Raw genomic sequence first — 18,782 nt, 5'->3', positions numbered from 1 at the left:
TTAATGGTACCTATTACTAAAGTTTATGATAAATATCAAACTGTTATTCCTAAAGAAGTTAGAAATAAGTTAGACATTAAAAAAGATGACACTATTGAATGGATATTACTAGAAAACAATGAGGTTAAATTGAATTTTCGTAAAAAAACCAACTTTAAAGATATTATTGGAATAATCGAAACTAAAAAACCTACCAATGCTCTTAAACTTAAAAAAAAGGCTCAGAAAGGTGAGAATATTGATCTTCGTTGATGCTTCAATAATAATAGCTCTTATAAATAAAAGAGATAATCTCCATAAAAACTCCCTAAATTTAGTTAGTTATCTTGAAAATCAAGAAAAAGTCATATCTAACCTAGTGATTACAGAAATATTAAATTCGCTTGGTAAATTTCTTGGTGGAAAAGCTGGAAAATCGCTTTATGATAACTTTAAAGACAATTACATAATTTTTAGCGAAAATAGAGACATTTATGATTCATCTATTTATACATATAGGAAATATGATGGAACTATTGGTTTTGCTGATTGTGTATCAATAGAAATAATGAAAAAATTGAATATTAAAGAAATAGCTTCATTTGACTCAGATTTTGACAAAATTAAAGAAATTAAAAGAAAATTTAAATGAATTTAGAACAAACTTTTAGGAAAAGTTTGATCAAAGGCTATTTAGAAAATAAAGTATTTTATTTTATAAGTAATGCTTTTATTAATTTGAGAAAAGATTTTAAGTTGTTAACTGGAAATAAAATGAAAATTAATACTGCCCATCTAACCCTAAAAACAGACAAGAAAGTCACTGAAGAAGTAAGTAAGCTTAGAGGTTACATAGGAAATAAATTCAAAGACTACCCTCTTTTACATAACCACTTCTCAGAAAATAAGTTTCTTTACTCATATCCTTTAATTCAATATAAAATAGTAGATGGTGAGGTATCTATTTTAGCTATTGAAGAGGGAATTAGCACTATAAAGGAAATTTACTCCGATATTGAAGAGTTAAAACTTAAAAATACTTATGAAGTAAGGGAGAAAATACTTAGAGAGAAAACTACAGATATCAGAACCACAAATGAGGAAATTCATTACAAATTCCTTTCACCTTGGGTGGCTTTAAATCCAAATAACCACTCTAAATTCCAAAATTTAAAAATGTGGAAAGATAAAAAGCTATTCTTAAATAGCATACTAATTGGAAATATTTTATCTATGTCTAAAGGACTTGGAATTATTGTTAATAGAAAAATTTACCCTAAAACTCATTTAGATGAATGTGAGGTAATATTTAAAGGTCTTAACATGATAGGTTTTACAGGTGAGTTTAAAATAAGATATAAAATTCCTGATTTCTTTGGTTTAGGTAAAGGAGTTAGTCAAGGTTTTGGAACCATTAAAGAAATTACTGACAATGAAATATAATTTTTGCTTAAAAATAGATTCAATAAAAATTAATGCTTAAAGACTTAATGAAAAATTAGAAAAAGTAGCCATAAAATAAAGTCAATGCCCTTATAGCCACAGTATCCAAAAAGGGATTATCATTACCAAAGGGCAATAAAACTATAGGGACTTACTAAGACTTATATATACTATTGTTTTAAATAACATATAAATTTTTCCATTGCCTAAAAATGGCTGTCTAAAACTAATATTAAAAATAATACCTAAAAACAACATTCAATAAATAAATTAGTAGTGAAAATATGTTAACCTTTGTTTCTTATGATATTTCTAATAACAAAACAAGAACAGACTTAATTAAATTACTCAAACATTTTGGAATGCATAGAATTCAAAAATCTCTATTTTCTGGAGATTTAGATTTAAGTGAAAGAATGGATTTAGAAGGAGAGTTTGAGTCATATCTTTCATCAGAGCATGATAGTATTATTCTTTTTCCAATGTGTGAAAATTGTAAAGAATCTATTGACATTACTGCAGATACAGAAATAAATTTGCCTGAAGATAGAGAGTTTAAGATTATTTAATTATGTTTCTCTTTAGGCATTTTATGTGGAATATCCAACAAAAACTTTTCTAAATAGTGACAATAAAAGAATGTTTTCTTAATTTTCAACAAAACTTTTATAAGGAAGTGTTTAAAATCATATTATTTTGCAAGGAGATATAAATATAAATGGAAACAGGGTGTCTGATTTTTATGAAAAAATTAAGAGTTTAAAAGATTATTCAATATGTTTTGAGATAAATATGTTATGATTTTCTAAAAGTACAGATGAAATCAGTTTTAATTTTAAAAAAAACTTAATAAAACCATTATATTTTAATTTAAACTATTTTCATAAAGTCAATTTTTTAATGATAATAAATATTGTGGATTTTTTTTCATTGTTAAAATCAAAAGAGTAACTTTTAGAATATTGTTTTTAAAGACCAGATAAATTGTACTTTTATAAAATACTAATATAATAACCTCTAAATATATTAAATAATATGTCAAATCTCTTCAATTTTTTTCAATTATCAGACACCCTGAATGGAAATAGTTAATATTATATACTAATAATACAGAGTATATAATACATATTATTTTAAAAAACTTATAAGGTGTAAATAAATGAAAGCTAAAACCAGTATAAATTTGGATACAAAGCTGATTAACACAGTTAAAAGAATAGCTAACAATAGAAATATTACACAAACAGAAGTAATAACAGAATACATAAAACAAGGAATAAAAAAAGAACCTAAAAAGAATAAAATCAAATTAAAAATGCTTGTAGAACAAGACCCTGATGCATCTATTGATGATATGATAGGAGCTATAAAAGCCCCAAAAGGATTTAATTCAGTCAAAGCAGTTGATGAAATAAGAAAAGGGGAATACTAAAATGATATTTTTAGATGCTAATTTTATAATTGATTTGTTTGTTGATACTGAAGATAATCATGAAAAAGCAGTGAAAATATATAAAAAAATTAAAAATAAACAATTAATAATATCTAATTCAGTAATTTTAGAGGTAATTACTGTTTTAAATATAAAATTAAAGGTTTCAAAAGAAACATTAGAGAAATCATATAGTAGATTAAATGGTGGAAAATTCAATATAGTTGAAGATGTTCCATTATATAATGAGGCTATGGAAAGAGTTGTTAGTTATTTTCCTCAAAGATTACCTTTTTGGGATTGTTTATATCTAGAGCTAATGGAACAATTAGAAATAGAAAAAATAGCTACATTCGACAAACATTTCAAAAATAAAGGAGTTGAAATAATAGGGCAGAAAGCTAAGTAAAAGATTTTTTTATAATTAACTTTTATTTTGATTCTAATGTATTTTAAATTGCTTGATAACAGTTTAGATAAGTAAGATTGTTTTCATTTGAATTTTTATAAACTTGTTGAAAAAAGTTATATAATTGATATATGTTTTTTTTAGGTATTTTTCCTAAATTCACATAGATTATCTTTTCTGTTGAAAGCTATTGCAAGCAGTTTACTGTTTTTATGTTTTAAATATTTCTCAAAGTATTTTTTCTCATTTATTGATTTAAATGCTTTTTCTACTCCTTTTTTTAAATCCTTTTGCTTTTCAGTTTCAGAGTATTTAATTTCTATGACTACTGTTTCTTTATCTTTAATCAAGACTGAGTCTATTGAGCCAATATTTGTTGAGTCTTCATTTAGTATTTTAAATCCTAAGGTTTTAAGCCATATTAAGAAAATACTATGGTAGTAGTGTTCTTTTTTAACATGAAGTTGATAAGGTATTTCTGATAACAAATATATGGTTATTAAATCTCTCAAACCTTCAGCATCTTCATTTGTTATTGCTTTAAGTATATTTCCTCTTATTTTTTGTATTTCAACTAAACTTTTTTCACTAACAAGACTTAACAATCTCTCAAATAAAGATTCTTCAACTTCACGATTAGGAATTCCTAAGGTGTATTTGACCCTATCTTCATTTTTAACACTTTTCACTGTTAAATACCCTGTTTGAAATAGAAGTTGAGTGTTATTTATTTCTATTGGGTCAGCATTATCTAAAAGACCACTTTCAACTTCTCTGTTTTTTAATATAATTTCAGAATCACTTTTTAAAGCATTTATTAAAAATGTTGGAGTTGCTGATGAAAACCAGTAGTTGTCTATTCTTCTTTTTTTAAAAAAGTTGAGAATGGAGTTTGGATTGTAAACTTTTTCTCTTCCATTCCAAGAATAGCCATTGTACCAAATTTTCATCTTTTCTAAAGCTTTCTCTACTGAGAAATTTAAACTTTCAGCAGTTTTTATAATATGATCCTTAAATTCTCTTTCTATATCTTTTTGTGTGTATCCACAAATAGAATTGAACCCTTCCTCTAAGGTAATGTCATCTGGATTCTTCATTCCAGAAAAAAGGGAAGTACCAGTGAATTTAGAGACTCCAGTTATAAATAAAAATTCTATATATCTATCATTAGCTTTTAAAACTTTATAAAAATCATGTAAAATTATTAAGTTATCTTCAATAATTTTTGGATTATTCATATTTTGGATGATTGGCTGATCATATTCATCAACCAAAATCACAACTTTTTTTCCAAAATGATTAAAAATTTCTTCAAGTAGTTCACTTAATTTTAAATTTAAATCAGGGCTGTTAGCTTAATGTCGTATCTTTTAGCTATTTTGTCTAGTTTAAAGCTTAAAGTTCTAGTTAAGCTTTCTTTTGTTTTAACATTCACATCACCAAAGTCTATAACAATGACTGGGTGAGTTTTATTCCAATCCCATTTATTGTAGATAAATAAACCTTCAAATAGCTTTTTATTTCCTCTGTAAAGTTCTTCAATAGTGCTAACTAAAAGAGATTTTCCAAAACGGCGTGGACGAGATAAAAATATCCTTTTTCCTGGACGAGCCATTTTATATATGTATTTTGTTTTGTCAATGTAGACATAATCATTTTCTATAAGTGTAGAGAAGGTTTCAAGCCCAATAGGCAAATCTTTCATATTATCACATTTTTAGTGTTTTTTATTATTTTTTAATTATTGTATTGTAATATGTTTTTTATTGTTTAAAATATTTTCTAAGTTATAAGAGTATAAAAATTATGAAGTTTTTTTTTGAAAAAATTGTATTTTTTTTAAATTTTACAAACGAGTGACCTTATTAAATTAAAGTAAGCATAGAATAATAGAGTAGAAAGTGCCAAAATTTAATCATCCCAAGATTCATATTCAGGGTCGTCGTATTCTTCTGGATCAAAATCATCATCTGGATAATCATCTAATCCATCATCATAATAATTGTTACCACGGTTATATTTATTGTAATTGATTTTCTTTTGTGTGCTATCTGTTGATTCTGTATTTTCCTTTAAAGGTGACTTATAAATTAGATTTGGAAGTGTAAATTCTGTAGAGCTTTTAACTAGATTGCTAATAAGCATATTTTTAATAATATTTTTATTAAGTGGTGCAAAAGATTCAACGATATAGTAGTGTCCATTTAAATTAAAAATATAATTATAGCTACGATTATTTTTACCATTATAATTTTTATATTCTTTATAAATAATATGAATTCCATTTATTGTCATATTTTTAGATTTTAATGAAGTCCACTCTGTGTTGTATTTTTCAACTCCTTCTTTATCGGTTTCATATACAAAAATTGCATTTGAACCATCATATAATTTAAGAACAGCAGAATCCTCTTGGGTAATTTCATATCCTTCTGGTGCAACAATGCCAATATGTTCTAACTTTGGATCTTCTTCTTGAGGAATAATAGCAATACAAGCAAACATTAGTATAATGCCTATTAAAATTCCAAAAAATAGTAATAATTTTGTTTTCATTTAATCAATTTTTATTTTTATTTTTTTATTTTATTTTTTTTTTAAAGTTTTATATTTTATTTTTTTGTTTCTTGTTTTTAATATACTTTTTCTCTATTTTATAACTTTTTTATCTTAAATTTGCTTATTTCTTTCAATGAGTCTATATTTTTATTAAAATATTTTATAAAAATAGCATTAAAAAGATATTTCAAAAAAATATCACAATCTAAAGATTTTAAAATGTAATTTACTTATTGATAAAGCATTTATTTGATGAACATTTGCTTGATAAATATTTATGTGAATTTCATAATATTTCTAATAATAAGAACTTTTTCAAAAAAATTTAAATATTAAATAAATCAAAATTTTTATTAACTATATTTTGCGAGGAAGTTTATGAGAATATACATAGAAGGTTTTGGAAAATCAATTTCTAAAAGAGACAACCAAATTGTAATTAAAGAAAAAGGAAAAGAAATAGATTATTTTTTAGTAGAAGATTTAACCCAAATTGTAATTACTGGAAAAGGATCAATAACTTTTGATGCACTTAGATTGTTAGCAGAACATGATGTTGATTGTATAGACATAGATTGGAAAGGCAGACTAGATTATAGACTTTCTCCTCCAGAGAAAAAAAATGTATTTATAAAAAAAGAGCAATATTCATCATTACATGATAAACGAAGTGGAATATTAGCAAAAGCATTTATAAAAGCCAAAATAGAAAATCAAAAGGCAACATTATATACTTTGTCAAAATCAAGAGACAATGAAATACTTACTATACAAAAAGATAAATTAACACAATACTCAAGAAAAATTGATGGACTTGCAGATTTACCTGCCGATGAAATTAGAGGAACAATCTTTGGTATTGAAGGACAGGCATCAGTAGAGTACTGGAAAGGATTTAAAACTGTAATAGATGAAAAATTTAATTTTACAGGAAGAAATGGAAGAGGTGCAGCAGATCCTGTTAATTCAATGTTAAATTATGGATATGCGATCATACAAAGTGATATTTGGAGAACCATACATTTAGCAGGGCTTGACCCTTATTGTGGTTTTCTACACTCTGATAAAAAAGGGAGAACAAGCTTAGTGTTTGATTTAATGGAGGAGTTTCGCCAACAAATAGTTGATAAATCAGTAATAGCTATTTTTAACAGAAATCAGTTAGATTTAGATGATTTTATGATTTCTAATGGATTAATGATTTTATCGGATAAATCAAGAAGAACTCTAATAAAAACTATTCAAGAAAAGCTTTCAAATAAAATTAATTTTAATGATAAAGAAACAAAATACTCTGATATTATACATTATCAAGCAAAATTAATTGGAAAATTTTTAGAAGGAACAGAAGACTACATTGGATTCTATAGACGATGGTAAAAAGAAGAAAATTAAAGCCATTTTGAGAAGATTTTGAGCAAACCTATTAAATAAGTTGAACAAAATAAAAAAATATAAAATTTTTAGAAAAAATTAATTTTATTAAAGTGAATTTAATTTTGTTTAATTGATTTTTACCTCATAAAAATAAAATTAACAGCTATTTTTTTTAAATTTTTTAAAATAAAACAATTCGCTAATAAAAATTAAATAAAAAAGTATTTATATAAGTTGAGCAAACCTTTATATATGTAGTCATCCAAATAGGTTTGCACAAAATGACTACAAAAAGCAGAACTTTGAGTATATAAAATCCAATTTTCAAGGAAAATTTGGGTGCTATTGCACAGAGTGTTCTACTAAAACAAGGATTGCGACATTTATAATTCATACTATCTTACTCCTTTTTTCTTAATTGCACAGAGTGTTCTACTAAAACAAGGATTGCGACCTCAAAGTCTTCATCAAAATATAATTTTAAATTATATTGCACAGAGTGTTCTACTAAAACAAGGATTGCGACTCCATTCATGTTAATTTAGGAACATGTAACACTCGTTTCAATTGTAATAAAAAGTATATTAGTACTTATTATTATGAAGGCATAGTTGGATGTGTTGAATTAGAAAAAAACAATACTTTATGGGTTGAATATAATGATAAAACTTGTTGGTCAGGTAATTGTCAATGTGACTATGAAATATTAACTGATTATAGTGATTATAAGAATATAATTAGTCAATTATCTTATGATGAATTAAAAAAATTAGATAAAACTTATAGTAAAAATTATCCTGAAAATGTAAAAGATGCTATGAAAGTTTATTATGATAACAGTAATGTTGTTAATGATTGTCTTAGAAATTATGGTGGAAAATGGAATTCTGCATTAGAAAATAAATATGGATTCAGTGAAAAAGAATTTAAGAATATGGTTAAAAATTTAGATAATAGCCAGATTAAGTTTATTAAAGATACTACTATTTTTAAATGTTGTAAAGACACTATTTATAAATTTGAAATAGATAAACTTATTAATGAAAATTGTTTCATGTCTACTAGTTTTGATAAAGGAGTTTCAAAGTATTATGGAGTTTAAACTGGAGCTATTTTGCAAATTGATGCTCTTAAAGGAACTAAAGGAATTTATATAATGCAAAATTCTCTGATACCTGAAGAAGTAGAATTTTTATTGCCATGTGGAACTGTATTAGAAGTTTACAAAATGGATAAATCAAATGGAATAGTTCATTGCTCCATATAAGTATATATAATATATCCACATCTTCTAAAGCCAATAAACCTCAAATGGTTTGTTGGCTTTTTTAATCGAAATTTTACGGAACTAATTTTTAAACCAAATATAACAAGTTATTTTAGCGATAGCTTTAAATAATCAAATTAAATCCTGGGGATGTTATTTTTATGCATATTAAAATTAAAGGTGAACCCCCACTATTTTATTCAATAAAAAAAGGGGAATGAATAATATATAAAAGATTCCTTTGGTGTTGTTATGTGCTTTACTTGTACCTGGTGAGATTCTTGATTCGTAGTTGAATTCGTCTTGAGGTTCTCTTGCAAAGCAAGATGGTTTTTTTATGTAATTTTGGTTTTGTGTGTATTTCATTTTTACTAGCCTCACACCTATATTATATGCACAGTAGGAAATAGTAGTTTTTTCAGGTGTTTTTTATACTTTTTTGTCTGTGACAGTGGGTGAGTGGTTGTTCAATTGTTATTGTTTTTAGGTTTTTCATTAATCGGACACAGCACGGACTAAGTGTTTTTTTAATATTTTATGTTAAAAAATAGAAGCTTAAGTTATAGTATAAAAACAATAACATTTATATATGATATGGGATTATATTATATAATATGAAAAGTGGTTTAACAAACACGATAAAAATAGGGCAATATGATATTTATGCAAGAGAGAGCCCCAGAGGATGGGCAATAATCATAATGCCTACAAATATAAGAATTGACACATTTCATGGCTATCCACACATACACTTTTCACAAAAAGGAAAAAAACACGAAATAAAAATAGAAAACTTTGACACTGCTTTAAAAATTATAGATAATCATATTTATAAAAATATTACAATCAATAAAAAAAGATTATTAGAGGAATTATTATGATAAAAATTAGAATGATAAATATAACTAATGGAAAAGGAATAATTGAAAAATATGAAAAACAATATGGTAATATTGAGAACTTAAAACAGGTCATCAAATCTGATCCTGAAAATACTTTAACTAATTTTGACCTTGAAGAATGGGAACACTATATTTTACATCCTAACGAAGAAGTTAAAGATAGTAAAACCATATACAGAGACTACAGTTCTATCAGTATGTTAGAAATGGAATTAATGACTTTTATTAAACATGAAAATCCTAAATCAATAAGTGAATTAGCAAAATTAATACATAAAGATATTACTACTATTCAGAAAAAAATCAGTAATCTTGAAAAAGAAGGATTTATAAAGTTAATAGATGGTAGAAAAAATAGTAAAATTCCAATTTTAAATTACGACAAAATAGAAATAGCAATTTAAAAAAACAATCAATAAAAAAAGGAAGTGGTAATATTTATAATTGCACAGAGTGTTCTATTAAAACAAGGGTTGCGATGGGAATTAGGTCTTGTAAAATCTATTATAACTATTATTATAAATTATTATCACTGTAATTATTATCATTTTTTTTGGTGGTTGATGTATATGAATTTAAAAAAACTTTATATTCTTTTAATTTTTATTTTAATAGCTATGTCTATTGGTTGTGTTAATGGAAATGTAACAAATAACTCGAATATCTTTGAAAAATCTCCAGATATCTTTGAAAATATTGAAGAGGTTTATAGTCCATATTTATTTATTTCTCACCATGATTTAGATTATTTTGGTCTTTTTGATTATGGTTTTAATGATACAAATAAATATAATTATTATATTTTAACGGGTTTAGTTGAAGAAAAATTTGATTCATATGTTGAAATTTACTCAAGAGATTCTAGTATTGAAGTTGTATATCTTAAAAAGGGTTCTCAGGAACACTCTGCTTTACAGGAATTCAATCTTACATTAAAAATCCCAAAGTCTATTAACATTACAAATCTTGTTATGTTTGTCAAAAACAATGACGAAAAAGTTTTAAAGGCACATACATTAGTTCTTGTAGAATATAATACCTCTAAAAAACTATTTAGCTATTGTGATAGTGAATCATGTGCAGTAGAGGATCCACAAGAATATTGTTCTAAATGTATAGGCGAATATTGTTTTGATATAACTGATGAATGTGATTGTGGATCTTATTACTATGATTACCCTCATTATGAATATGAAAATAATGAAGTTTCAGAATTTAAATCTTGGCAAGATGCTGGTTCATCTCAATCTGGTGAAATTTTACCTAAATTAATTTTATATAAATCATTTTTACTTGGTGATGGTTATGAGAATAAAAAACTCTATAAATTACAAACAATAGCTTTTTAGCTAAATAATTTACTAAATTAAATAAACTTTTCAAAATTAAAATCAAAATTTTCTATATAGCTCTTTGATCAATAGCTATTTTAAAAAATAGCTATTATTTTAGAAAATGGATTTTAGATTATCATTTAATTTAACATTTATATGTAGATATATAGGTTAATATATGGAGATTAGAAAATGTCATTGAATTTTCCAAAATCAGAAGGTAAATGTGTGTTTTATTGCGCAAATGTTCTACTAATAAGGATTGAGACATATAATATCCATTTTTAATAACACGAAACCTAACATTGCACAAAGCGTTCATCAGAATAAAAATGCTTTTTTTAATTTTATTTACTAAAAATTGAGGCACTAAATCTGTTTGTGATTTTGCCATAAATTTTTCACAGAATTCAATAAAAATTCTATCATATGAATAAAAACTAAAGTTCTCGATTTTGAATATTTTAAAATAGCTAAATCTCCAGTAAGTTTACTGTTTTATTTAATGATTTTTTTTACTTTTTTTTATTTTTTATTAATTTTTTTGTTTTTTACTAGTTTTTTTATTTTTTTATGCTTTTTTTATTTTTTAATAATTATTTAAGCTTTTAGTTGAACTATTTTATCAAATACAAATAAAATTTATATATTATTTAATAAAATAAGTATAAAATAGAGAAAAATAGTTTGTTAGTAATTAATTTTCTAATAATTTTTTAATAATATTTTAATTGCATTTTTATCTTAAAATTGGTAACAATAGCTATTTCATTGTTATTCACTACAATTAATAATAAAACGGTAAAAACATGAAACTAGAAAAAACAAATCAAAATACATGGAATTATAATCCTTTAAATGACTTTCTCTTTAAAAAAACCTTTGGAGAAGAGGGATGTGAAGAACAGCTTAAAGGACTGATAAATGCAAACCTAAAAGCAAACAAAGAATCATTAGTCAAAATGATTGAAATATTAGAAAGTAAAATAATAATGCCCGAAATCCAGGGACTAAAAATCAGTATATTAGATTTAAAAGTCAAAGACGAAAACAAGAACATCTACATAATAGAAATGCAACAATTCAAGACACCAGATTTTAAACTAAACAAGCTACACTACCTAACCTCCGAATTCTCAAGATCAATAAAAAAAGGAACACTACTCATACCTGAAAATGTAAATAAACATACACTAATACTAATTACAACATTCAAAATATCAAAAAGTAAAAAATACAAGCAAAAGTTCAACCGAAAGTTTAATATTATGGAAAATACAGATAATAATACACAAGGTGAAGTATACACAGACAAACTAAAAATTATAAACTTAGACTTAAAAACCTACATACAAAATATTAAAACCTCTGATATCCAAATAGAATACAACAACGAACTGCACCAATGGTTAATATACCTTAACCAAGAACATTTCAACAAAAAAATAGTAAAAAAAGTGATAAAAATGAACTCCCAAATAAAAAATGTACATGACAGAGCAATAGAAGTAATACGAACGCCAGAAGAATATAGGGAATATGAAAGAATAGAACAAATAAAAAGAGAATATCTAGGACACATACACTACACAAAAGAAGAGGGAATGAAATTAGGTAAAGAAGAAGAAAAAATAGAAAATGCTCGTAAAATGAAAGAAGATAACATTCCTTATGAAAAAATAAGACAATACACTGGTCTTTCAATTGAAGAAATTAAAAACATATAAAAAAATTATATTGTGTAAGATAAAAAATTTTTTATATTTTAAAAGTTTTTTTTGCATGTAAAATTAATAGCTAAAAAACTTAAACAGAAAAATAAAACAATACAAGTTTATTGATTGCTTTATCACTATAGTAGAATATACTACTTAAGAATTCTATAAAACTTAAGTAAATCTAAAATATATAACAGCATTTAAATAGAATAAGTTAAAATATAAAATAAGATAGCATAATAAATTAAAAGGAAGTTGTTATGATAAATAAATTTATAGAACCATTACTTATATTTGTTCGTGGATTGTTTATGGGGTCTGCTGATATTATCCCTGGAGTTTCTGGGGGAACAATTGCTTTAATTACTGGAATATATGAAAGACTTGTACATGCTATTGGGAAAATAAACTTTTCATTCGTTAAACCTCTTATTAAAGGTGATTTTTCATTATTTAAGAAGAATTTCTTAGATGAAATTGATTTTCAGCTATTTGTACCACTTCTTTTAGGAATAGCTATTGCAATGTTAACACTTTCCAAAGTAATTGGATTCCTACTTAATGAATATACTGCATTCACTTTTGCATTCTTTTTAGGGCTGATAGTGGCATCTTCCTATGTTTTATACACTCAAGTCGTCCATTTCTCACCTAAAATAATTTTAGTGTCCGTAATTGGATTTATACTAGCTTATATATTCGTTGGTTTAAATCCAGTAGCTACCAATCATACTTTACCAATATTGTTTTTCTCAGGAATGATAGCTATATGTGCTATGATTCTTCCAGGAATCTCAGGAGCTTTTATCTTATTGCTATTAGGTCAATATCATTATATGTTAAATGCATTAAACTCTTTTAGCTGGGTTGAAATCATTACATTCTGTTTAGGTGCACTAATTGGAATTTTAGGATTTTCAAAATTGTTAGATTATCTATTACAGCATCACGAAGAAATAACTCTTGCTCTCTTAATAGGAGTTATGATAGGAACACTTAGAATTCCATTTGACCAGATAACAACTACTATCGGAGGATCCCCATTTGATATAGCTATTTGCATAATATTAGTTATCATTGGCTTTGCTTTAATTGTTTTACTTGAAATGAAGTTCAAACATATTGAATAAATAAAATTAAATATATTTAAATAAAAAACCTTTAAAATTAAAAAAAATTGTTTGATAATAAAAGATGAAATTGGTAAAATATTCCATAATAGTTGATGAAATATCTTTTGTCGAAAAATGGATAGATAATTATATTGTCAAAAAGCAGGTATCATAATATAATATGATTTTTTTGAAATTAAAAAACAATAGCTATTTTATGCATGTTTTTCTAAAATAGCTATAATTTTATCTAATTTTTCATTTGTCTTTTTAATTTCACTTATTAACTCTTTATTCAATACTGTTCTTTCATCATCTTTTAAATTGTCTTTTAAGAACTTTTCAAGCTCTTCATCTGGAAATATTGTTAAGCTTTTTAGGTGTTTAATGTACTTTTCTTTTACTCTTTTTGGATTTATTTTAAAATAGCTTTCAACGATTTTATTTGGTTTTCTGCCTTGAATTATATTTGCAAAATCAAGATCTTCAATTGTAGTTGCATTAAGTTTCCTTAAACCATGGCTGTGGAAATAACTGTGGTTGTTTATCATTGGAAAATTGTGTTTTTTATTTAAGTGATAGAAATAATTGATTATAGATTCTTTTTTTCCTTTAAATAGCTTATCCTCAAATGATTCATATTCATTTTCTTTAATGTAAGATATTATTTTTTCTGTGGCTTCAATTGAACAACAGGTATAATAAAGATAGTTTGTTTTTTCTCTTATCTTTTGTATTATTGGAATTTTATCTGTTTTTTCTAATTTTTTAAGTAATACATTAATATTTTCATCACAACTTATATTAAATCCTTTAAAAAAGCTTTTCAAACTTAAATTCATTGTTTCATGTATTGAACTTCCACTACTTAATATAAATAAAATAATAGCTTTATACTTTAAATTATTCAATGATTTAAGAATTGTTTCAACATCTTCTTTTTTTATCATTTCCTCAAATCCTTCATGTATTTCATTGAGTTGGACTTTGGGAATTTGAGGAATTTTAATATCATAATGTTTGTAAAATGTTTTAATCTTAGACATTCTCATTTTAATAGTGTTTGTAGCTAATTTTTTATCTATTAAATAATTTCGATATTGAATTAATCTTATTTTTAAATCATTTTTATCTTCAAAAAGTATTTCTTCTAAATCTTTAGAAAATAACTTACAATATTCTTTTAAAACAACTTCATAACTTTTTATTGTAGTTAATTTTAAATTTCTTATTTTTATAAATCTTTTAAAATACATATTATTATTAATATTTAATTAATGTAAAATATAGTGAAAGACAAAAATTTTTTTAAGTAATGTGATTTATATTTGTATTTTTAATTTTACGAGTTTTTTGTTGTGTAAATGTAGAAATAATGTTTAAATAGTTCTTTTAAATAAGTATCATTTTCGATATATTTTGTGGATAATTTATGCTTTACAGAGTACCATACTCTTTCTATAGGGTTTATATCTGAAGAATATTTTTCTAAAAATACTAATTTAATATTTAGTATTTTTGCAACTTTTTTAGTGAGAGTGGCTCTATGAATTTTTGCATTGTCTAAGACAATCACTATTCTTTTTTCTTTTTTGAAATCTTTAACCCATTCTTTTTCTGTTAAGTTAGAAACAAAGTTATGTAAATTAGATTTTTCATTCTGTTTCTTTTTTTCTTTCATTTTTTTGATATTTAAGTAGTTTTTTGTCATCAATTTCTTTTTTCTATGTTGTTTAGGTCTATTAATTCATCGAGTTTTCCTGCTTTTTTGTATTCTTCAAATGAATTAGTGGTTTCTTCGTTTGCTAAGTTATTGATTGTGTGGTTTAATGTTTGTCTTTTTTGTTCTATTATTTGTTTTTTAGCATCTGTTTTTTTAATATCTTGTTTTCTAATTTTTTTATTTCTAATATTTTTAAGAATTTTTTCATGGTAGTTTACTAAAAGTTGTAATTGGCAGCTGTTTCTTTTTTTTCCATATTATAAATGCGGATTTTACAAGGAATGTTATTATGTCAAATGTTTTTGAGGTGGATTTGAATTTTATTATGGAGTTTCCGCTTTTAGTTTGAAATCCAAAGCCATTTAATGGGAGATATTCGCCATTTCTTATAGTAATGTTTTTTGTTCCTTTTTTATAGTATGTTTTCCTTGAATAGCATTTATTTGAATATCCTACTTCATCTAAATAACTTAATATATTTTTTTCAGAATCTACGTCTTTTAAGTTTTTTTTAGCTCTTTATCAGCATTATCAGGTTTTTGTGAAAATATTTGATAAGCTTTACCATAATTATATCCTCCACTTTCAACAATCCTACAAACATGTCTTATGGAGTAATTGAGGTTATATCTATTTTTAATGATTGAATGAGCTCTTTGAGGTGTTAAATTATCTTCATTTTCAATTATTTTAAAAAATTCTTCTTTATTTTCCTCTGACATCTTGGAAGGTCTACCGACCTTTTCATAATTAGGACTTAATCCAGCTAAATCTTTTTCATTGTAGTTATCTAACCATCTATGTCCTGTAGGTTCACTTATTTGTAAAAAATCACAAGCATCAGAAACTTTATAACCTTTCTTAACAGCTCTAATAAAAATTAGCTTTTGAAACAATTTACAATTCTTTTTATTGTTCTTTATAGTTTCTTCTAACTCATCATCAGACAAAAAATCCGCAACTTTCTTTTGAACCATATTAACCATAAAAAAACAGCTCCATATATTATATAAATATATAAAATTTATTACTTATAAAAATTTTGTCTAACACTATAATTAAAACTTATTTTTAATTTTCTAATTATCCAAGAGCTTTAATGTTTATTTTAAGAAATTAGATGAAAGTTTTGATAAACTTCAGAGAATCTCTATAAGCTATAGATGATATCATAGACAAAACAACTAGAAATAATCCCCTTAAACCTTCACCAAAAACTAAAAAGCAAAAAAGTAGTCCATAAAAGACCACCAGGAGAAAGACAATATATTATACAAGTATACAAACATGCAAATATAAAAAAATGTAAAAATCTTGTAGTTCAATGAAAAAAATTTCCATAAGAATACAATTTTAAGAAAAATAAAAAAATTAATTTTAAAAAAAGCACTAAAAAGTAGGTTAATAAAAAATACCTTAGAAAAAGCTTTCAAATTCCTTTTTTGGAAGGGATTTTAATCAAATATAAATATTCCAATAAAATTAAAAGTTTTTTTTGGATCTTACCTTAATTTGGCTGATAAATGCCAACTAAATTCTAAGTATTTTTCCATTGTCTTTAGGTGAACATTTACAATTCTGTCAAGTTAAGGAATTTTTAATATAATTTTCATGATAAATATTATAAATTGAAATCTTTGCATATAATCAATTTAAATCTTTTGATGAAACTAATGATAATTTTGAAAAAGATTTTTCTTAAGTTGACAGCATTGTGACTAATTTACATGGTTTTTCAAATTCAATAATTTAAATATTTTAAATTTGGAAAAGTATTTATATTTTTATAACAAATATATAATTAATTTAAATGAATTAGTACATCATTTATTTAAATAAAAACAAATAAAATTTGGAGATTACTAATATGCAAAAATTACCTATTGGAACTCAATCATTTTCTATATTACGGAATGAAAATTATCTGTATGTAGATAAAACACCACAAATACATAAAATGATAAACAATGGTAGAGTTTACTTTCTTTCAAGACCAAGAAGATTCGGAAAATCCCTTCTAGTCAGTACATTAGAAGAGTTATTTTCAGCAAACAAAGAGTTATTTAAAGACTTATATATCTATGATAAATGGGATTGGAATAAGAAATATCCTGTGATTAAAATAGACTTTGGATCTATGGACTATGAAAATTCAGATGAATTAAAAGTTTCTTTATTTGATTTTTTAGATGAGACTTCAGAAAAATTTGAAATAGAATTAAAAAGAAGAAATTTAGCTCAGAGATTTGGAGAACTAATTAAAAAAATTAATAAAAAACTTAAAGAAAAAGTTGTGATTTTAATTGACGAGTATGATAAACCTATTATAGATCATATAACAAATTTTAAAATAGCTGATGAGAATAGAAAAGCTTTAAATAATTTTTATCAATCTTTAAAAGCTAATGATGAATTTTTAAAATTTATTTTTATAACTGGAATATCCAAATTCTCGTCAACATCAATATTTTCAGGACTAAACAACCCTAATGACATTACACTAGACAAAGATTACACTAAAATTTGTGGCTACACTCACAAAGAACTAGAAGAATGTTTCAAAGACCATATTGAAAACTTAGCAAATGAAGAATCCCTTAACTACAAAGAAACATTGGGTAAAATCGAACATTGGTATGATGGCTACAGCTGGGATGGAAAAACTAAAGTATACAACCCTTTTTCAACATTATTCTTATTTAATAAGAGAGAATTTTCAAATTACTGGTTTAGCAGTGGAACACCAACATTCCTAATGGAAACACTTAAAAAAGAAAACAACCTACAACCAATAATAGAACCTATTGTTGCAACAAAAAATGATTTAGACACATTTAAAATAGAAAATATACACCCCACAACATTACTATTTCAAACAGGATACCTAACAATAAAAGAAAAAAGCAAAAAATATGGAGCTACTGAGTATATATTGGATATTCCTAATTATGAAGTTAGGGAGTCTCTAATCAATGAAATTATCTTGGCTTACACAAATTTAAGTAATGGTCACCTAAAAGAATTAAAAAACAAAACATACACAAGCATTTTAAATAAAGATTCAAAAAAATTCATAGAAGTCCTAGAAAACATATACCACAGACTATCTTATCCATTAAAAGGAGATGATGAGAAATATTACCATGGAATCTTTTTAGCAGCACTATACCTACTAGGAATTGACTCACAAGGAGAGGTAACAACATACTCTGGAAGAGCAGACACAGTGTTTAAAATAAAAGACAAAACAATAATTAAGAAATCAAATACTCATCAACAAAAAATACAAAGGCAATCATAAAAGAAGCATTCAAACAAATTAAAGAAAAAAAATATTACACAAGATACAAGAATGAAAACCCAATTTATTTAGCATTAGCCTTCTCAAAAAATAACATAGACTGCGAATTTAAAGAAAAATTAGAATAATATAAAATAAATCTACAATAATAACAAATTAAATAATTTTTCCCTAAATTTATATTTTTTGTATCTTTATATTTTCATATTTTTTATATTTTTTAAAA

At 24.5% G+C, this 18,782-nt stretch carries 23 protein-coding genes and 1 pseudogene; 15 read left to right on the top strand and 9 right to left on the bottom strand.

The window, feature by feature from the left end:
* The first annotated feature begins 3 nt into the window (after positions 1–3).
* From MBCUR_RS05575 to MBCUR_RS05550, 6 genes are all read left to right on the top strand, one after another.
* A complete protein-coding gene (locus MBCUR_RS05575) occupies positions 4–252 on the top strand; it encodes an AbrB/MazE/SpoVT family DNA-binding domain-containing protein (protein ID WP_067091323.1) in 249 nt (82 codons plus the stop codon).
* Positions 239–631: a type II toxin-antitoxin system VapC family toxin gene (locus MBCUR_RS05570; protein ID WP_067091320.1), complete on the top strand. Its 393-nt coding sequence runs from the start codon at positions 239–241 to the stop codon at positions 629–631. Before MBCUR_RS05575 ends, MBCUR_RS05570 begins: the two co-directional genes overlap by 14 nt.
* A gap of 122 nt (positions 632–753) precedes the next feature.
* On the top strand, positions 754–1,422 hold the full coding sequence (locus tag MBCUR_RS05565; protein WP_067091368.1) for a CRISPR-associated endonuclease Cas6: 669 nt from the start codon (positions 754–756) through the stop codon (positions 1,420–1,422).
* A gap of 284 nt (positions 1,423–1,706) precedes the next feature.
* A complete protein-coding gene (cas2, locus tag MBCUR_RS05560; RefSeq protein ID WP_067091318.1) occupies positions 1,707–1,991 on the top strand; it encodes a CRISPR-associated endonuclease Cas2 in 285 nt (94 codons plus the stop codon).
* Between the two features lie 590 nt (positions 1,992–2,581).
* Positions 2,582–2,854 carry a DUF6364 family protein gene (locus tag MBCUR_RS05555; protein ID WP_067091315.1) on the top strand — a complete coding sequence of 91 codons (273 nt, stop codon included), beginning with the start codon at positions 2,582–2,584 and terminating at the stop codon, positions 2,852–2,854.
* 1 nt (position 2,855) lies between these two features.
* Positions 2,856–3,263 carry a type II toxin-antitoxin system VapC family toxin gene (locus tag MBCUR_RS05550; protein ID WP_067091312.1) on the top strand — a complete coding sequence of 136 codons (408 nt, stop codon included), beginning with the start codon at positions 2,856–2,858 and terminating at the stop codon, positions 3,261–3,263.
* A 140-nt stretch (positions 3,264–3,403) separates the two neighbouring features.
* On the opposite strand, the gene MBCUR_RS11020 is transcribed toward MBCUR_RS05550, so the two are convergent.
* From MBCUR_RS11020 to MBCUR_RS05540, 4 genes and pseudogenes are all read right to left on the bottom strand, one after another.
* On the bottom strand, positions 3,404–4,213 hold the full coding sequence (locus tag MBCUR_RS11020) for a PD-(D/E)XK nuclease domain-containing protein (RefSeq protein WP_245637293.1): 810 nt from the start codon (positions 4,211–4,213) through the stop codon (positions 3,404–3,406).
* A 165-nt stretch (positions 4,214–4,378) separates the two neighbouring features.
* Positions 4,379–4,588, bottom strand: a pseudogene (locus MBCUR_RS11125) (AAA family ATPase); the annotation flags it as partial.
* 11 nt (positions 4,589–4,599) lie between these two features.
* On the bottom strand, positions 4,600–4,968 hold the full coding sequence (locus tag MBCUR_RS10935) for an AAA family ATPase (RefSeq protein WP_084269534.1): 369 nt from the start codon (positions 4,966–4,968) through the stop codon (positions 4,600–4,602).
* Positions 4,969–5,174: 206 nt separating this feature from the next.
* A complete protein-coding gene (locus tag MBCUR_RS05540) occupies positions 5,175–5,819 on the bottom strand; it encodes a hypothetical protein (RefSeq protein WP_067091310.1) in 645 nt (214 codons plus the stop codon).
* 381 nt (positions 5,820–6,200) lie between these two features.
* Here MBCUR_RS05540 and cas1 point away from each other — a divergent pair, with 381 nt between their 5' ends.
* Complete coding sequence (cas1, locus tag MBCUR_RS05535) at positions 6,201–7,202, top strand: CRISPR-associated endonuclease Cas1 (RefSeq protein ID WP_067091307.1); 1,002 nt, start codon at positions 6,201–6,203, stop codon at positions 7,200–7,202.
* Between the two features lie 397 nt (positions 7,203–7,599).
* On the opposite strand, the gene MBCUR_RS11120 is transcribed toward cas1, so the two are convergent.
* Positions 7,600–7,734 carry a hypothetical protein gene (locus MBCUR_RS11120; protein ID WP_449405515.1) on the bottom strand — a complete coding sequence of 45 codons (135 nt, stop codon included), beginning with the start codon at positions 7,732–7,734 and terminating at the stop codon, positions 7,600–7,602.
* A 282-nt stretch (positions 7,735–8,016) separates the two neighbouring features.
* Here MBCUR_RS11120 and MBCUR_RS10350 point away from each other — a divergent pair, with 282 nt between their 5' ends.
* Positions 8,017–8,301 carry a hypothetical protein gene (locus MBCUR_RS10350; RefSeq protein ID WP_157077684.1) on the top strand — a complete coding sequence of 95 codons (285 nt, stop codon included), beginning with the start codon at positions 8,017–8,019 and terminating at the stop codon, positions 8,299–8,301.
* A gap of 12 nt (positions 8,302–8,313) precedes the next feature.
* Positions 8,314–8,466, top strand: a complete 153-nt coding sequence (locus MBCUR_RS10345; RefSeq protein ID WP_157077683.1) for a hypothetical protein — start codon at positions 8,314–8,316, stop codon at positions 8,464–8,466.
* Between the two features lie 174 nt (positions 8,467–8,640).
* Here MBCUR_RS10345 and MBCUR_RS10340 read toward each other — a convergent pair whose 3' ends face one another.
* Positions 8,641–8,832: a hypothetical protein gene (locus tag MBCUR_RS10340; RefSeq protein WP_157077682.1), complete on the bottom strand. Its 192-nt coding sequence runs from the start codon at positions 8,830–8,832 to the stop codon at positions 8,641–8,643.
* Between the two features lie 248 nt (positions 8,833–9,080).
* Between MBCUR_RS10340 and MBCUR_RS05530 the strand changes: the two genes are divergently transcribed.
* From MBCUR_RS05530 to MBCUR_RS05510, 5 genes are all read left to right on the top strand, one after another.
* Entirely contained in the window at positions 9,081–9,347 is a 267-nt protein-coding gene (locus MBCUR_RS05530) for a hypothetical protein (protein WP_067091304.1), read from the top strand.
* Positions 9,344–9,772: an HVO_A0114 family putative DNA-binding protein gene (locus MBCUR_RS05525; protein WP_067091301.1), complete on the top strand. Its 429-nt coding sequence runs from the start codon at positions 9,344–9,346 to the stop codon at positions 9,770–9,772. Before MBCUR_RS05530 ends, MBCUR_RS05525 begins: the two co-directional genes overlap by 4 nt.
* A 165-nt stretch (positions 9,773–9,937) precedes the next feature.
* On the top strand, positions 9,938–10,717 hold the full coding sequence (locus MBCUR_RS05520; protein ID WP_157077681.1) for a hypothetical protein: 780 nt from the start codon (positions 9,938–9,940) through the stop codon (positions 10,715–10,717).
* Positions 10,718–11,511: 794 nt separating this feature from the next.
* The gene (locus tag MBCUR_RS05515) at positions 11,512–12,429 is read left to right on the top strand and encodes an Rpn family recombination-promoting nuclease/putative transposase (protein WP_067091296.1); all 918 of its coding nucleotides are present in this window, start codon (positions 11,512–11,514) and stop codon (positions 12,427–12,429) included.
* Positions 12,430–12,731: 302 nt separating this feature from the next.
* The gene (locus MBCUR_RS05510; RefSeq protein WP_067091365.1) at positions 12,732–13,550 is read left to right on the top strand and encodes a DUF368 domain-containing protein; all 819 of its coding nucleotides are present in this window, start codon (positions 12,732–12,734) and stop codon (positions 13,548–13,550) included.
* A gap of 197 nt (positions 13,551–13,747) precedes the next feature.
* Here the strand turns inward: MBCUR_RS05510 and MBCUR_RS05505 are convergent, their stop codons facing one another.
* The 3 genes from MBCUR_RS05505 to MBCUR_RS05495 form a co-directional block, all read right to left on the bottom strand.
* On the bottom strand, positions 13,748–14,788 hold the full coding sequence (locus MBCUR_RS05505; RefSeq protein WP_067091293.1) for a site-specific integrase: 1,041 nt from the start codon (positions 14,786–14,788) through the stop codon (positions 13,748–13,750).
* Positions 14,789–14,874: 86 nt separating this feature from the next.
* Positions 14,875–15,213: a transposase gene (locus MBCUR_RS05500; protein ID WP_169805800.1), complete on the bottom strand. Its 339-nt coding sequence runs from the start codon at positions 15,211–15,213 to the stop codon at positions 14,875–14,877.
* 542 nt (positions 15,214–15,755) lie between these two features.
* The gene (locus MBCUR_RS05495; RefSeq protein WP_067091288.1) at positions 15,756–16,241 is read right to left on the bottom strand and encodes a helix-turn-helix domain-containing protein; all 486 of its coding nucleotides are present in this window, start codon (positions 16,239–16,241) and stop codon (positions 15,756–15,758) included.
* An 881-nt stretch (positions 16,242–17,122) separates the two neighbouring features.
* Between MBCUR_RS05495 and MBCUR_RS05490 the strand changes: the two genes are divergently transcribed.
* Positions 17,123–18,556 (top strand): ATP-binding protein, encoded by a 1,434-nt coding sequence (locus MBCUR_RS05490; RefSeq protein ID WP_084269532.1) that lies wholly within the window; start codon positions 17,123–17,125, stop codon positions 18,554–18,556.
* The last annotated feature ends 226 nt before the right edge of the window (positions 18,557–18,782 follow it).

Source organism: Methanobrevibacter curvatus, from assembly GCF_001639295.1.
GTDB lineage: Archaea > Methanobacteriota > Methanobacteria > Methanobacteriales > Methanobacteriaceae > Methanoflexus > Methanoflexus curvatus.
Note: the sequence above shows the minus strand (reverse complement) of the source record. Positions and strands in the feature narration are given on the sequence as shown.